The following is a 14,415-nucleotide window of genomic DNA, read 5'->3' on the forward strand; positions in this document are numbered from 1 at the left end:
CAGTTGCAGCGGATACCAGGCGGCGCCGGCTTCGGCGATGGCGCCGAGCGTCTGCGGCTGGGTGGCCGACGGCGCCTTCACGGTAAAGGTAGCCTTGCGGCCCGCGCGGTCGATCTCCACCGTGACGTGGGTGTAGCGCAGGGCGTCGGCTTCCACGGTGCATTCGACCGGGGTCAGCGCCACGCCGCGGCCGTCGGCCGGCCGGTCGCTCTGCGCCGCCAGCGCCAGCGCGCGCTCCTGGACCTTCTGCGCGAACACCGCGGGCTTGGCGATATCGTCCACCAGGCGCCAGTCCTTGGCGCGCTGGCCGCGCACGCCCTCGGTGGTGGTGCAGAAGATATCGGCCAGGTCGTGGCGCACGTGACGCTTGTCGGTCACGCGGGTCAGGCCGCCGGTGCCCGGCAACACGCCCAGCAGCGGCACTTCGGGCAGGCTCACGGCGGAGGAGCGGTCGTCGACCAGGATGATCTCGTCGCAGGCCAGGGCCAGCTCGTAGCCGCCGCCGGCGCAGGCGCCGTTGACCGCGGCGAGGAATTTCAGGCCGCTATGCGTCGAGGAATCTTCCAGGCCGTTGCGGGTTTCGTTGGTGAACTTGCAGAAGTTCACCTTCCAGGCGTGGCTGCTCACGCCCAGCATGAAGATGTTGGCGCCGGAACAGAACACCTTGTCCTTGCCGCTGGTGACCACCACGGTGCGCACTTCGGGATGCTCGAAGCGGATGCGGTTGACCGCGTCGTTCAGTTCGATGTCGACGCCGAGGTCGTAGCTGTTGAGCTTGAGCTTGTAGCCCGGGCGCAGGCCGGCATTCTCGTCAATGTCCACCGCCAGCGTGGCAACGGGGCCGTCGAACGTCAGCTTCAGGTGCTTGTATTGGGACGGGTCGGTCTGGTAGTCGACGCGGGGGGCGGTAGTCATGCTGTGTCTCCTCAGCGATGAAGCACGATAGTGCATTGATCGGAATCCAGTGCAACGAAATATAGTTCATGCACTGAATTTACGTCAAGCACTATTGTGCATCTTTTCGCGGAAGAGACCCGCAGGCCATGCGACGGCTAGAGCGGTAGCTGCAAGGCCCTGCGCACGACGTCCCGGAGGGACGCGAAGGTCGCATCCAGCGGCTCGGCGCTGGTGTCCACGCTGAACTCCGCCTTGGAATAGAAGGCCGCGCGACCGGCCAGGATATGGCGCAGGTCTTCCATCGCCTCCTTGCTGGCGGCCATGGGGCGCAGGTCGCCCTGGGCGCGCACGCGGTTCATATGGTCCTCCGGGTCGGCCTGCAGCCAGACCGTGGTGCAGTGGGCCAGCAGCAGGTTGAAGGTGGCCGGATCGGACACCAGCCCGCCCGGCGTGGCGATCACCGCTTCCGGATAGATCTGGATGGCCTCTTCCAGCGCGCGCCGCTCGTAGCGGCGGTAGGCGTTCATGCCGTACAGGCCCTGGATTTCCGAGATGCTGCACCCGGCGAACTGCTCGATCTCGCGGCTCAGCTCCACGAACGGGAAGCCGAGATCCTCCGCCAGCATGGCGCCCAGCGTGGATTTGCCGGCGCCACGCAGGCCGATCAGCGCCACCCGCGGGCTGCGCGCGGCGTTGCCGCCGCCGGTGCCCAGCATCTCGCCGATGGCAATGCGCACGCGCCGCAGCGTGGCTTCGTCGCGATGCTCCAGCAGTTCACGGATCAGCAGCCACTCCGGCGACGAGGTGGACACGTCGCCGAGCAGTTCCGCCAGCGAGCACTGCAGCGCCGTCGCGACCTGCTGCAACACCAGGATGGACGCGTTGCCGCTGCCGTACTCCAGGTTGGCCAGGTGCCGCTCCGAGACATCCGCAGCCTGCGCGGTGGCCTTGCGGGTCAGGCCGCGGCGCGCGCGCAGGTCGCGCACGCGCTCGCCAAGCGAGACCAGCAGCGCGTTTTTCTCGCCCGCGGCGGCGTTGGCCGGCTGCGTGCCGCCGGCGTCGCCCTCGCCCCCGGGCGCAGGCTGCCCGGTCGGAGTTAACCCGGGAACATGCAATATATTGCTTGACATGATTTCTTGTCGGCTCTATGTTTCACACATGCACAATAATGCATGAATCGTCGGTATGCAACCCGGCTAAGTCTAATGGAGCCCCCCAGATGTCCCCAACCGAATTCCGTGCGCAGATCGCGCGGCTGACGGCGCAGATCGCCGGCCGCCCGCTCGATGCCAGCCTCGACGCCTGGCTCAACGCAGAGCACGGCGCCACCAGCCCCACCTACCGCGAACTCAAGGCCGCCTGCGAGACCGGCGTGGCCGAAGGCTGGCTGTGCAACCGGGAAGGCGGCGGCATCCGCTACGGCCGCATCTTCAAGCCGGACGACGAACTGCACGGCTTCTCGGTGGACGTGGTCGACATGCAGGACATCGCCGGGCCGCACCACGTGCATCCGGATGGCGAGATCGACCTGATCATGCCCGTCGAAGGCGAAGCGCGATTCGACGGGCGACCCGCCGGCTGGCTGGTCTGCCCGCCCGGCAGCGCGCACCGGCCCACCGTCACCCAGGGCCGCGCCCTGGTCCTCTATCTGCTGCCCGCCGGGCGCATCGAATTCACCCGTTAGGCAACCCGCAGGAACCGCACCATGACCGAACTGCTTTCCAACCATCTCGGCGGCCGCTGGCAGGCCGGGACCGGCGCCGGCACGGCGCTGCTCGATCCCGTGCTGGGCAACGAACTGGTGCGCGTGGACGCCACCGGGCTCGACCTCGCCGCCGGCTTCGCCTTCGCCCGCGAACAGGGCGGCGCGGCCTTGCGCGCGCTCACCTACCGCGAGCGCGCCGCCATGCTGGGGGCCATCGTCAAGGTGCTGCAGGCCAACCGCGACGCCTACTACGACATCGCCACGGCCAACAGCGGCACGGTCAGGAACGATTCGGCGGTCGATATCGACGGTGGCATCTTCACGCTCGGCACCTACGCGAAGATGGGCGACGCGCTCGGCGAGCGTCGCTTCCTGCTCGACGGCGAGGCCGCGCGCCTCGGCAAGGAGCCACTATTCCAGTCGCAGCACGTGCTCACGCCCACCCGCGGCGTGGCCTTGCTGATCAATGCCTTCAACTTCCCCGGCTGGGGCTTGTGGGAAAAGGCCGCGCCCGCGCTGTTGTCCGGCGTGCCGGTCATCGTCAAGCCCGCCACCGCCACCGCCTGGCTCACGCAGCGCATGGTGCGCGACGTGGTCGAGGCCGGCATCCTGCCGCCCGGCGCCCTGTCCGTGGTATGCGGCAGCGCGGCCGGCCTGCTCGACCAGTTGCAGCCGTTCGACGTCGTGTCCTTCACCGGCTCGGCCGATACCGCCGCGCTGATCCGCTCCCATGCGGCGGTGACGCAACGCTCCGTGCGCGTCAATATCGAGGCCGACAGCGTCAACTCCGCGCTGCTGCTGCCCGGCGAGGCAGCCGGCAGCGAAGCCTTCGACCTGCTGGCGCGCGAGGCCGTGCGCGAGATGACGGTCAAGTCCGGCCAGAAGTGCACCGCCATCCGCCGCATCTTCGTCCCGGAACCGCTCTACGACGCCGCCGCCGAGGCCATCGGCGCGCGCCTGCGCAAGATCACCGTGGGCAACCCGCGCAACGATGCGGTGCGCATGGGCGCGCTGGTCAGCCGCGCACAGCTTGGCGCGGTGCGCGAAGGCCTGGCCTGCCTGCGCTCGCAGGCCGACGTGCTGCACGACGGCGCCACGCACGCGCCGGTGGATGCCGACGCGGCCGTGGCGTGCTGCGTCGGCCCCACCCTGCTGGGCACGCGCGACGCCGACGGCGCCGACCGCGTACACGACACCGAGGTCTTCGGCCCGGTGGCCACGCTGGTGCCCTACCGCGACGCCGCTCACGCGCTGGCGCTGGTGCGGCGTGGCCAGGGCTCGCTGGTGGCGTCGCTGTACGGCAGCGACAGCGCCGCGCTGGCTGCCACGGCCGTGGAACTGGCCGACAGCCACGGCCGCGTCCACGTGATCTCGCCTGAAGTGGGGCAGCTCCACACCGGCCACGGCAACGTCATGCCGCAATCGCTGCATGGCGGCCCGGGGCGCGCGGGCGGCGGCGAAGAGCTGGGCGGACTGCGCGCCCTGAACTTCTATCACCGCCGCAGCGCCGTGCAGGCCGGCACCGACGTGCTCGCACACCTGTAAGCCAGCGCGCGACAAACCCACCGATACGGGGAGACAAGCATGACCGCCGAAACACAAGTCCAGCCGCCCGGAGCGCCCTTCAATTTCGCGCAGCACCTGATCGAGCGCAATGCGCTGCGCGCGACCAAGACCGCCTTTGTCGACGACCACGGCAGCCTGAGCTACGGCGCGCTGGCCGAGCGCGTGCGCCGCCTGGCCGCCGCGTTGCAGGGCTGCGGCATCCACCGCGAAGAGCGTGTGCTGCTGCTGATGCACGACTGCAACGACTGGCCCGTGTCCTTCCTCGGCGCGATGTACGCCGGCATCGTGCCGGTGGCGGTCAACACCCTGCTCACCGCCGAGGACTATGCCTATATGCTGGGGCACAGCCGCGCCCAGGCGGTGCTGGTATCGGCGGCGCTGCTGCCGGTGCTGCGCCAGGCCATGGCACAGGGCGGCCACGAAGTGAAGACGGTCATCGTCTCCCGTCCCGACGGCGCCCCCGACGGCGGCGCGCTTGCGCTCGACGCGCTGCTCGGCGGTCACGCGCCGCTGCCCGCGCCCGCCGGCACCGGGCCCGACGACCCCGGCTTCTGGCTGTATTCCTCGGGCTCCACCGGCCGCCCCAAGGGCGTGCTCCACAGCCACGCCAACCCGTACTGGACGGCGGAGCTGTACGCCAAACCCATCCTCGGTCTGGACGAGCACGACACCTGCTTCTCCGCGGCCAAGCTGTATTTCGCCTACGGGCTCGGCAACGCGCTGAGCTTTCCGCTCAGCGTCGGCGCCACCGTGGTGCTGATGGCCGAGCGCCCGACCCCGGAGGCCACCTTCAGGCGCTGGCTGGCGCATCGGCCCACGGTCTTCTTCGGCGCGCCGACCGGCTATGCGGGCATGCTGGCCTCGCCCGCCCTGCCCGCGCGCGGCGAAGTGGCGCTGCGCCTTTGCTCTTCCGCTGGCGAAGCCCTGCCCGCCGACCTCGGCGAACGCTTCACCGCGCACTTCGGCTGCGACATCATCGACGGCATCGGCTCCACCGAGATGCTGCACATCTTCCTGTCAAACCGCCCCGGCCAGGTGCGCTACGGCACCACCGGCTGGCCGGTGCCGGGCTACGCGGTGGAGCTGCGCGACGAGGAAGGCCACCCCGTGCCGGATGGCGAGGTGGGCGAGCTGTATATCCAGGGCCCGAGCGCGGCGCTGATGTACTGGGGCAACCGCGAGAAATCGCGCGAGACCTTCCGCGGCGGCTGGACCAAGAGCGGCGACAAGTACGTGCGCAACCCCGACGGAAGCTACTGCTACGCCGGCCGCAGCGACGACATGCTCAAGGTCAGCGGCATCTATGTGTCGCCGTTCGAAGTGGAAGCCACGCTGGCCCAGCATCCGGCCGTGCTGGAGGCGGCCGTGATCGGCGTGCCCGACGACGCGGGCCTGACCAGGACCAAGGCCTTCGTCGTGCTGAAGGCCGGCGCGCAGGCCGGCGAGGCGGAATTGAAGGCCTTCGTCAAGGAGCGCCTGGCGCCCTACAAGTACCCGCGCGTCATCGAGTTCGTTGCCGCGCTGCCCAAGACCGCCACCGGCAAGATCCAGCGCTTCCGGCTGCGCGAACTGGAAGGCGCGCCGGCCTGAAGCCCGCGCCGCGTGCCACACCCCGACCGCCGCGGCCACGCGGCGGCGAAAAACACAACGGAGACAACCATGCGTCAGATCGATGTCCACAAGCTGGCCGACGAGGCCCGCTTCAACCGCTTCCACGGCCAGGTGCTGTTGTGGTGCGCCCTTATCATCATCTTCGACGGCTATGACCTTGCCGTGGTCGGCATTGCGCTGCCTTCCATCATGAAGAGCATGGGCGTCGACGCTACCAGCGCCGGCTTCATGGTCAGCTCGGCGCTGTTCGGCATGATGTTCGGCGCCGTCGTCATGGGCACCGTGGCGGACCGCCTCGGCCGGCGCGTCGCCATCGCCATCTGCATTGCGCTGTTCAGTGTGTTTACCGCGGCAGCAGGCTTCGCCAGCGACCCGGTCAGCTTCAGCGTCACGCGCTTCCTGGCGGGGCTGGGCATCGGCGGCGTGATGCCCAATGTGGTGGCGCAGATGACCGAGTACTCGCCGCGCAAGATCCGCGGCACCATGGTCACGCTGATGTTCAGCGGCTACTCCGTGGGCGGCATGCTGGCCGCGCTGCTCGGCAAGGGACTGATCGAAAGCTATGGCTGGCAGTCGGTATTCGTCGCCGCCGCGCTGCCGGCGCTGCTGATCCCCGTGGTGCTCAAGGTCATGCCCGAATCCATGCCCTTCCTGGTCAGGACCGGCCGCCTCGACACGCTCAAGCGCATCGTGTCGCGCCTGGAGCCGGCCTACCAGCCGCGGCCCGATGACCAGTTCGCCCTGCCCGCCACCGACAAGGCCGGCGACGCGCCGATCGGCAAGCTGTTCCAGGACGGCCGCGGCTTCAGCACCGTGATGTTCTGGGTCGCGTTCTTCATGTGCCTTTTCATGGTCTACGCGCTCAGTTCGTGGCTGACCAAGCTGATGGCCAGCGCCGGCTACAGCCTGGGCTCGGCGCTGACCTTCGTGCTGGTGCTGAACTTCGGCGCCATGATCGGCGCGATCGGCGGCGGCTGGCTGGCCGACCGCTTCAATATCAAGTACGTGCTGGTGGGGATGTATGCACTGGCGGCGGTGTCCATCACGCTGCTGGGCTTCAAGGTGCCCACCGAAGTGCTGTTCCTGCTGGTGGCGCTGGCCGGCGCGTCGACCATCGGCACGCAGATCGTGACCTATGCCTACGCGGGGCAGTTCTATCCGATGGCGGTGCGCGCCACCGGCATCGGCTGGGCCTCGGGTGTGGGCCGCAGCGGCGCCATCCTGGCGCCGATCGTGATCGGTGCCCTGGTGGGCATGGCGCTGCCGCTACAGCAGAACTTCATGGCGATCGCGGTGCCGGCGGTGATCGCCGTGGTGGCGGTGCTGCTGATCGATCACCGGCGCTCGGCCTCGGCCATGCATGCGGGTGGCGAAGCCGCGCAGCCCGCCGCGCACGCGCCGGCGCTGGCGCAGGCCGGGCGCTCCGCTTAGGGCATGCCCGTCACGACGCGGTCTTCGCCTCCTGATAGGCCGCGTACAGGCGCTTGAACACCGGCCCCGGCACGCCCGTACCGACGGTCTTGCCGTCGATGCGCACCACGGGCAGGACCTCCTTGCTGGCCGAGGTCAGCAGGACTTCGTCCGCCGCCATCACTTCATCGAACGTGATGCGGCGGGCCTCCAGCGAGATATCCAGCGCCGCGCATAGCTCTTCCATCCAGCCGTAGCGGATGCCTTCGAGGATCAGGTTGTCCTTCGGCGGCGCCGCGACGCGGCCCTTGCGGACGATCCACACATTGGAGGCGGAAGCCTCGGTCAGGAAGCCGTCGCGGAACTGGATGCTCTCGGTGGCGCCGTGCTCCACCGCGTTCTGCGCCGCCAGCACATTGCCCAGCAGCGAGGTGGACTTGACCTGGCAATGCAGCCAGCGCTTGTCCTCCTGCGTCACGCACGACACGCCCTGCTCGCGCATCTGGGCCGACGGCGGCGTCATCGGGTTGGTCATGATCAGCACGGTGGGCGTCACCTCCTTCGGGAAGGCATGGGTGCGCCGCGCCACGCCGCGCGTGACCTGGATGTAGATCATCTGGTCGGACAGGCCGTTGGCCTTGACCACGCGGTCGATCAGGGCGATCCACTCGGCATCGGTGTGCGGGTTGGGAATGCCGATGGTTTCCTGGCTGCGGGCCAGCCGCGCCAGGTGCTGCGGCAGGCGGAAGGGCTTGCCGTTGTAGATGGGCACGACTTCATACACGCCGTCGCCAAAGATAAAGCCTCGGTCCAGCACGGGAATGCGGGCTTCGGACAGGGGCGTGAGTTCGCCGTTGAGGTAGACAATGTCTTCGTTCATGGGGGCAGGCTTCGGGCAGGTTCCAGCGTGGATGGGGTGCGATGCGCGCATCGAGCACAAGCAGCGCATGGGGGCATTCTTCCACAAGCCGCATCGCCTGGTTATGCAAAATAGGCATGAGCTGCTTCCAGCCCGCTTCCACGGCGGCCGTGTGCTTTCTGCCTCACCGTGGCCCGCACGCCATCCTTGATCCCGCCGCAAGAATCATTTGCCGGCCGCGGGGTTTTTGCAAAGCCCGCCCGTCCCGATAATCGCTTCATCCAACCGATATCCGACGAGCGAGGCAACCATGCTGTTCACCCCCTACACCTTTGGCGACATCACCACGCGCAACCGCATCGTGATGCCGCCGATGACCCGTTCGCGCGCTGCCGCGGGCGATGTGGCAACGGACCTGATGGCCGAGTACTACGCGCAGCGCGCCGGCGCCGGCCTGATCATTTCCGAAGGCACGCAGATCAGCCGGCAAGGGCAGGGCTATGCCTGGACGCCCGGCATCTATACCGACGCGCAGGTACGCGGCTGGCGCAAGGTGACCGACGCGGTGCATGCCGCGGGCGGCAAGATCTTCGCGCAGCTCTGGCACGTGGGCCGCGTCTCCCACAACTCGCTCCAGCCCGGCGAGGCCGCGCCGGTGTCGTCGTCCGCGCTGGTGGCCGAAGGCGTGAAAGTGTTCGTCGACGCCAGCGGCCAGGGCCCGCAGGGCGGCGTGGGCGAGATGATCCAGCACTCGGCGCCGCGCGCGCTGTCGATCGACGAGATCCCCGGCATCGTGGCCGACTACGCGAACGCTGCGCGCAATGCCCTGGCGGCCGGCTTCGACGGTGTCGAGCTGCATGGCGCCAACGGCTACCTGATCAACCAGTTCATCGACTCGCAGGCCAACGCCCGCACCGACGCCTACGGCGGCTCGCTGGCCAACCGCCTGCGCTTGCTCAAGGAAGTGGCGCAGGCCGTGACCGACGTGGTCGGCAAGGACCGCATCGGCGTGCGCCTGGCGCCGCTGACCACGCTGCAGGGCGCGGTGGACGACACGCCACAAGCCACCTACCTGGCCGCCGCGCACGCGCTCGGCCAGATCGGCGTGGGCTATATCCATATCGCCGAGGCCGACTGGGAGGATGCGCCCGTCATGCCAGCCGCCTTCAAGGAAGCGCTGCGCGCGATCTATCCCGGCACCCTGATCTACTCCGGCAACTACACCGGGCCGCGTGCGCAGGAAGCGCTCGCCAGGGGCTGGGCCGACCTGGTCGGCTTCGGGCGCGCGTTCATCGCCAATCCGGACCTGCCCTACCGCCTGCAGCACGACCTGCCGCTCAACGCCGGCGACCGCGCCAAGTACTTCGGTGGCGGCGAGGCGGGCTACACCGATTACCCGAGGCACGCCAGCAACGCCGCGCCCCAGGCCGATGCCGCATAACCCCGCCGCGATGGAGAACGCCATGCACAGCGCACTGGACAAACTGACGGCGGGCGGCTTCAGCGTCGGCTTGGAACTGCCGCTGGACAACGACTGGTCGCCCGCCGGCGAACTCGCCCGACGCCAGGCCGGCCGCCTTCCCGGCGAGCCCGACCTGGCACGCCATGGCGAACTCGCCAGGCGCGCCGACCGGCTGGGCTTTCGCGCGCTGTGGGTGCGCGACGTCCCGCTGTACGACCCGCAGTTCGGCGACGCCGCGCAGGTCTTCGAGACCTTCAGCTACCTGGGCTACCTGGCCGGCGTGACCGAGCGCATCCTGCTCGGCACCGCCGCGGTGGTACTACCCCTGCGCGAGCCGATGCTGACGCTGAAATCCGCCGCCACCGTGAACCACCTCAGCAACGGCCGGCTGCTGCTCGGCGTCGCCAGCGGCGACCGCCCGGTCGAATACCCGGTCTTCGGCCGCGACTTCGCGCGCCGCGGCGAAGCGTTCCGCGAGCAGGTGGCGCTGCTGCGCGATGCCGGCGCGGCACGCCTGCCCGAAGGCGTGCGCATGCTGCCGCGCCTGGACGCACCGCTGCCGCTGCTGGTGGCCGGGCTCGCGCAGCAATCGCCTGCCTGGGTCGGCGAGCACATGGATGGCTGGCTGGCCTACCCCGGCACGCCCGAGGACCACGCGCGCCGCAGCGCAATGTGGCGCGGCGCGGCCGGCGCCAAACCCTATGTCAGCTTTATCCACCTGGACCTGCTGGACGATCCCGATGCGCCGATCCGCCGTCACCGCTTTGGCGCGGCGGTCGGGCGCAAGGGGCTGGTTGCCGAGCTGGAGGCCATGCGCGCGGCAGGCGCCGCGCATATCGGCCTGCACTTTCGCCGCAGTCACCGGCCAGTGGGCGAAGCGATGGAGGAAATCGCGGCGCATGTGCTGCCGCATTTCCATGGCGATGCGCAGACCGCCGGGAATGCGCCGCAAGGCGCGCTGGCGGCCTGAGCCCGGGGATGCCAGGCGGCAAGCAAAATCTGCCGCGGCTTGTCTTCGCCGGCCCCTCTCCCGTTCCACGCGAGAGGGGAAAAAAACCGTCGCGGGCGAGCCGTGCGGAAAGCGATTCCGCAATCCTTTTCCGCCGCACCGGCTAGTCGCGCGCGCGRCTCCCGCCAATACTGCCTCCATGGCATCCGCCGCCCCCGCCCGACACCCTCACCAGGAATCCATCATGCAAACGAATCCCGCCCCGCAAGCTGCGCCATCCGCGCCACTGACCATCATCGCCCACGTGCGCGCCAAGCCCGGCACGCAGGCGCGCCTGCTCGCCGCGCAAGTCGGTCTGGTGGCCGCGGCAAGGCAGCATCGCGGCTGCCTGCGCTATGAGCTGCACCAGTCCAATACCGAAGAGGGCTTCGTCATCTTCGTCGAGCAATGGGCATCGGCCGCGCAATGGCGCGATCACATGGAGAGCCCTTACATGAATGCGTTCCGCAGCGCGGCCGGCGATTGCATCGGCGAATTCTCGCTGTACGAGATGCACGCTGCAGCGTAAGCGGCCGGCTATCCCGCGCCCGGCGCGCCGCGCCGACGCGCTCCACCAGGAAATCGATAAAGACCCGCACGCGTTGCGGCATATGCCGCTGGTTGCTGAAGATCGCGTGGACCTCTTCCTTGTCGCCCGGGTTGAAATCCTCCAGCAGGGGCACCAGCCGCCCCGCCTCGATATCCCTGGCCACGTGGAACATGCCCAGCCGGCTGATGCCCAGTCCATCCAGCGTGAGCTGGCGCATGGTCTCGCCGTTGTTGGCCAGCAGGTCGCCGCGCACCGGCATGTAGACGGTCTGCTTGTCGATCGAGAACGGCCACTCGTCCACCGAGCGCCGGAAATTGAAATTCAGGCAGTTGTGCTGCGCAAGCGCCTGTGGCGCGTGCGGCACGCCGTGGGCCGCCACATAGGCAGGCGCGGCCACCACCACGCGCCGGCTTTCCCCCAGGATGCGCGCGCGAAAGCTGGCGTCGGCCAGCGGGCCCATGCGGATCGCCACGTCGATCCGCTCTCGGCGCAGGTCCACCAGTTCGTCCGTGAGCGAGATGTCCAGCGTGATGCCCGGGTAGCGCCGGCGGAACTCGGGCAACAGCGGCAGCAGCTGGTGCGTGCCCAGCGGCAGCGAGGCATTCACGCGCAGCACGCCGTGCGGCGCCGCCGAGCCCTGCGCGAGATCCTGCCTATGCCGATGCGGAACGCAAGTTCATGAACGAGAACCGGCCGTCCTCGCTGATCCTGCGCCTGGCCAAGCCCGCCGAAGTCGCCAGTGTCGTCGCCTTCCTCGCCAGCGAGCGCGCCGCCGTTGTCAACGGCGCGGCGATCCGGGCCGAGGGCGGCACCGTGCAGACCATCGCCTGATGGCCGCGCGCCCGGCGCCGGCAAGACAACGCGCGCCGCCGGATATTGCCGGCGGCGCGCGTGATGCAAGCCGGGGCGAACCCCGGCAAGCGCTGGCTTCAGTCCCAGGCCGGTGCCAGGCCATCCGGGCTGGTGAGGCGCTCGCCGCGGTCCAGCGCGGCGATGGCGGCCATGTCGGCATCGCTCAGGCGCACCGCCGGCGCACCCAGGTTACCCTGCAGGTTGGCGCGCCTGGTGGACGACGGGATCACCGCGTAGCCGAGCTGCATGGCCCAGGCCAGCACCACTTGCGCGGCAGTCGCGCCCAGGCGCCCGGCGATCCCCAGGATCACCGGATCCTGCAGCGCGCGGCCGTAGCCCAGCGTCATGTACGACGTGACGTGGATGCCCTGGCTGCGCGCGAACTCCACCACCTTGCGGTTCTGCAGGAAGGGGTGCAACTCGACCTGGTTGGTGGCGATCGCCTGCGCGCCAACGGCGTCGATCGCCTCGCGCATCAGCGCGATATTGAAGTTGGAGACACCGATCTGGCGGGTCAGGCCCTGTTCGCGGGCCTCGGCCAGCGCAGTCATGAACTCCGCCAYCGGCACCGCGCCGCCGGGCGACGGCCAGTGGATCAGGGTCAGGTCGACATGGTCGGTGCGCAGCTTGGCCAGGCTCTGCCTGAGGCTGGGCACCAGCTTGTCGCGCGAGAGGTTCTCGACCCAGATCTTGGTGGTGAGGAACAGCCCGGCGCGCGCCACGCCGCTCTCGGCGATGGCCTGGCCGACTTCGGCCTCGTTGCCGTAGATCTGCGCGGTGTCGATGGCACGGTAGCCGACCTCGAGGCCGTTGCGCACGGAGTCGATGACGGTCTGGCCTTGCAGGCGGAAGGTGCCGAGGCCGAGTGCGGGAATGCTCATGGTTCTTTCCATTGTCAGAGGGTTGACAGCCGGGGCTGACGGCAGCCCGGCCGCGAAGGGTTCRGGATGGATTGCGGGACTGGCGGCAATCGCCCCGCGCCGCTCAGTCGAGCGGCATCGCGTTTTCGATCCAGCCGGTCACCGAGCCATGCGCGGGTTGCCAGCCAAGCTCGGCCCGCGCGCGGCGGGCGCGCACGCGGCTGTTGGAGCCGAAGGAGTAGCGTGCGGGCCCTTCGCCCCAGACCGGCGCGGCCTCGGCCACGGACCACGACTGCACCGGCCCGAGCCCGAGGCGCCGCGCGATGGCCGCGCCGATCTCGGCATAGGACGCCTCGCCGTTCTCGACGAAGTAGAAGGCGCCGGCCGGTGCGTGCTCCAGCGCCAGCGCGTAGAGCGCGACGGCGTCGTCGATATGCACGTTGGACCAGCGGTTCACGCCCGCCCCGACCACACGCACCACGCCGCTGCGCCGCGCCTGCGCCACCAGCGGCGGAATCTGCACACTGTGCGGATGCAGCCCGGCGCCGGTGCCGTAGATCATGCTGTTGCACAACACAGCGCTGCGCACGCCGTGCGCGGCCGCGTCCAGCACCATCTGGTCGATGGCATGGCGTGCCTGCTTGCCGGGCTCCACCACCAGCGGCGTGTCTTCGTCGAAGATGTGCCCGGACACGGCATTGCCGCCGACATCGTCGCCGATCACGCTGGAGCCACTGGTGTGCAGGAAGGGCTTGCCCGAGCCGAGCAGCCCGGCCAGCAGCGCCTCCACGGCACCGCGGTGGTCGCTGCTGGCGGTGTTGATGACGGCATCCGCCCGCGCGGCTTCGCGCGTCAGCAGGGCCGCGTCGTCCAGCGTGCCGGCCACGGGCACGATGCCGCGCCCGGCAAACAGCCCTGCCTGGGCCGGATTGCGCACCAGGCCGCGCACGGCGTGGCCATCGGCGAGCAGGCGCGCGGCCACCGAGCCCCCGATAAACCCCGCGGCGCCGGTAATGAAGACTTGCATGGGAAGGCTCCTTGTGGCCGGAACGACTGCCGGCCCTTGTACATGGCCAGAGTATCCCCGCTCCCCGCCGGCGGAATAACCGGCCCGCGTGCAGAAGATAATTGATTCCGGCGCAAGAATCGGCCAGGGCGGCGGGAGCCGCGCCACCGCGCTCTCACGCGCCTGGGCGAAAAGGCCGGCGGATCGGCTGCGCGGGGCGGGGCACGGGCAGCCGGCAATGCCGCGTGCCCGCGCGTTGTCGCCCCCGCGCGACGCGAGCCACCCGCAGGCGCGGCGCGGCTCTATAATCCGCGCACCCTGCCAATCATGGCCATCGCCCGGCCAATCACTGCCCTCATGCTCAAGGAAACAGCGGAAGCCCGCCCGACACGCCGCTACGTCGAGAAGCGCGAGGCGATCCTCGACGCCGCCGCGCGGCTGTTCAACCGCAAGGGCCTGCGCGGCGCCACGCTTTCGGACGTGGCGCAGGAAGTCGGGCTGAGCACCAACAGCATCACCTACTACTACCGCAAGAAGGAAGACCTTGTGGTGGCCTGCCTGCTGCGCACCATCGACGAGATTGCGGGCATCGCCGACGCCACCGCGGACGAGCCCCTGCCGCAGGAGCGCGTGCGCCGCTTCATCACGC

General features: G+C 69.5%; 14 protein-coding genes and 1 pseudogene. 9 read left to right on the forward strand and 6 right to left on the reverse strand.

Annotated elements, in window-relative coordinates; genetic code table 11:
* The coding region (locus AC1DO7_RS32115) for an enoyl-CoA hydratase-related protein (protein WP_477117008.1) at positions 1-915 on the reverse strand (915 nt) is incomplete at its 3' end.
* Positions 916-1,052: 137 nt separating this feature from the next.
* Positions 1,053-2,027, reverse strand: a complete 975-nt coding sequence (locus AC1DO7_RS32120) for a helix-turn-helix transcriptional regulator (protein ID WP_441649793.1) — start codon at positions 2,025-2,027, stop codon at positions 1,053-1,055.
* Positions 2,028-2,116: 89 nt separating this feature from the next.
* Between AC1DO7_RS32120 and AC1DO7_RS32125 the strand changes: the two genes are divergently transcribed.
* The 4 genes from AC1DO7_RS32125 to AC1DO7_RS32140 all read left to right on the forward strand — a co-directional run bounded on the left by AC1DO7_RS32125 (position 2,117) and on the right by AC1DO7_RS32140 (position 7,210).
* The gene (locus AC1DO7_RS32125) at positions 2,117-2,581 is read left to right on the forward strand and encodes a DUF4863 family protein (protein ID WP_441613903.1); all 465 of its coding nucleotides are present in this window, start codon (positions 2,117-2,119) and stop codon (positions 2,579-2,581) included.
* A gap of 21 nt (positions 2,582-2,602) precedes the next feature.
* Positions 2,603-4,147: a 3,4-dehydroadipyl-CoA semialdehyde dehydrogenase gene (locus tag AC1DO7_RS32130; protein WP_441649792.1), complete on the forward strand. Its 1,545-nt coding sequence runs from the start codon at positions 2,603-2,605 to the stop codon at positions 4,145-4,147.
* Between the two features lie 39 nt (positions 4,148-4,186).
* Positions 4,187-5,758, forward strand: coding sequence for a benzoate-CoA ligase family protein (locus AC1DO7_RS32135; protein ID WP_441613901.1), 1,572 nt, complete (start codon positions 4,187-4,189; stop codon positions 5,756-5,758).
* A gap of 69 nt (positions 5,759-5,827) precedes the next feature.
* Positions 5,828-7,210, forward strand: coding sequence for an MFS transporter (locus tag AC1DO7_RS32140; RefSeq protein ID WP_441649791.1), 1,383 nt, complete (start codon positions 5,828-5,830; stop codon positions 7,208-7,210).
* Between the two features lie 10 nt (positions 7,211-7,220).
* Here AC1DO7_RS32140 and AC1DO7_RS32145 read toward each other — a convergent pair whose 3' ends face one another.
* Positions 7,221-8,069, reverse strand: coding sequence for a D-amino acid aminotransferase (locus tag AC1DO7_RS32145; protein ID WP_441649790.1), 849 nt, complete (start codon positions 8,067-8,069; stop codon positions 7,221-7,223).
* A 289-nt stretch (positions 8,070-8,358) separates the two neighbouring features.
* Between AC1DO7_RS32145 and AC1DO7_RS32150 the strand changes: the two genes are divergently transcribed.
* From AC1DO7_RS32150 to AC1DO7_RS32160, 3 genes are all read left to right on the forward strand, one after another.
* Entirely contained in the window at positions 8,359-9,489 is a 1,131-nt protein-coding gene (locus tag AC1DO7_RS32150) for an alkene reductase (RefSeq protein ID WP_441649789.1), read from the forward strand.
* A gap of 22 nt (positions 9,490-9,511) precedes the next feature.
* Complete coding sequence (locus AC1DO7_RS32155; protein ID WP_441649788.1) at positions 9,512-10,480, forward strand: TIGR03571 family LLM class oxidoreductase; 969 nt, start codon at positions 9,512-9,514, stop codon at positions 10,478-10,480.
* Between the two features lie 223 nt (positions 10,481-10,703).
* Positions 10,704-11,027 carry a putative quinol monooxygenase gene (locus AC1DO7_RS32160; protein WP_441613896.1) on the forward strand — a complete coding sequence of 108 codons (324 nt, stop codon included), beginning with the start codon at positions 10,704-10,706 and terminating at the stop codon, positions 11,025-11,027.
* 49 nt (positions 11,028-11,076) lie between these two features.
* On the opposite strand, the pseudogene AC1DO7_RS32165 reads toward AC1DO7_RS32160, so the two are convergent.
* Positions 11,077-11,664, reverse strand: a pseudogene (locus tag AC1DO7_RS32165) (LysR substrate-binding domain-containing protein); the annotation flags it as partial.
* 62 nt (positions 11,665-11,726) lie between these two features.
* On the opposite strand from AC1DO7_RS32165, the gene AC1DO7_RS32170 reads away from it, so the two are divergent.
* Entirely contained in the window at positions 11,727-11,879 is a 153-nt protein-coding gene (locus AC1DO7_RS32170; RefSeq protein ID WP_441649787.1) for an SDR family oxidoreductase, read from the forward strand.
* Positions 11,880-11,977: 98 nt separating this feature from the next.
* Here the strand turns inward: AC1DO7_RS32170 and dkgB are convergent, their stop codons facing one another.
* Together dkgB and AC1DO7_RS32180 are read right to left on the reverse strand one after the other, a co-directional pair.
* Entirely contained in the window at positions 11,978-12,781 is an 804-nt protein-coding gene (gene dkgB, locus AC1DO7_RS32175) for a 2,5-didehydrogluconate reductase DkgB (RefSeq protein ID WP_477117009.1), read from the reverse strand.
* A gap of 103 nt (positions 12,782-12,884) precedes the next feature.
* Complete coding sequence (locus AC1DO7_RS32180; RefSeq protein ID WP_441613892.1) at positions 12,885-13,787, reverse strand: NAD-dependent epimerase/dehydratase family protein; 903 nt, start codon at positions 13,785-13,787, stop codon at positions 12,885-12,887.
* A gap of 336 nt (positions 13,788-14,123) precedes the next feature.
* Here AC1DO7_RS32180 and AC1DO7_RS32185 point away from each other — a divergent pair.
* Positions 14,124-14,415, forward strand: a 292-nt coding sequence (locus AC1DO7_RS32185; RefSeq protein WP_477117010.1) for a TetR/AcrR family transcriptional regulator, incomplete at its 3' end; no start/stop codon positions are given.

The sequence above is a fragment of the Cupriavidus sp. 05N40 genome (assembly GCF_056397305.1).

Excerpts from the sequence above, each read along its gene's own strand:
- AC1DO7_RS32120 (WP_441649793.1), bottom strand. The coding sequence starts at position 2,027 with ATGTCAAGCAATATATTGCATGTTCCCGGGTTAACTCCGACCGGGCAG.
- AC1DO7_RS32125 (WP_441613903.1), top strand. The coding sequence starts at position 2,117 with ATGTCCCCAACCGAATTCCGTGCGCAGATCGCGCGGCTGACGGCGCAG.
- AC1DO7_RS32130 (WP_441649792.1), top strand. The coding sequence starts at position 2,603 with ATGACCGAACTGCTTTCCAACCATCTCGGCGGCCGCTGGCAGGCCGGG.
- AC1DO7_RS32135 (WP_441613901.1), top strand. The coding sequence starts at position 4,187 with ATGACCGCCGAAACACAAGTCCAGCCGCCCGGAGCGCCCTTCAATTTC.
- AC1DO7_RS32140 (WP_441649791.1), top strand. The coding sequence starts at position 5,828 with ATGCGTCAGATCGATGTCCACAAGCTGGCCGACGAGGCCCGCTTCAAC.
- AC1DO7_RS32145 (WP_441649790.1), bottom strand. The coding sequence starts at position 8,069 with ATGAACGAAGACATTGTCTACCTCAACGGCGAACTCACGCCCCTGTCC.
- AC1DO7_RS32150 (WP_441649789.1), top strand. The coding sequence starts at position 8,359 with ATGCTGTTCACCCCCTACACCTTTGGCGACATCACCACGCGCAACCGC.
- AC1DO7_RS32155 (WP_441649788.1), top strand. The coding sequence starts at position 9,512 with ATGCACAGCGCACTGGACAAACTGACGGCGGGCGGCTTCAGCGTCGGC.
- AC1DO7_RS32160 (WP_441613896.1), top strand. The coding sequence starts at position 10,704 with ATGCAAACGAATCCCGCCCCGCAAGCTGCGCCATCCGCGCCACTGACC.
- AC1DO7_RS32170 (WP_441649787.1), top strand. The coding sequence starts at position 11,727 with ATGAACGAGAACCGGCCGTCCTCGCTGATCCTGCGCCTGGCCAAGCCC.
- AC1DO7_RS32180 (WP_441613892.1), bottom strand. The coding sequence starts at position 13,787 with ATGCAAGTCTTCATTACCGGCGCCGCGGGGTTTATCGGGGGCTCGGTG.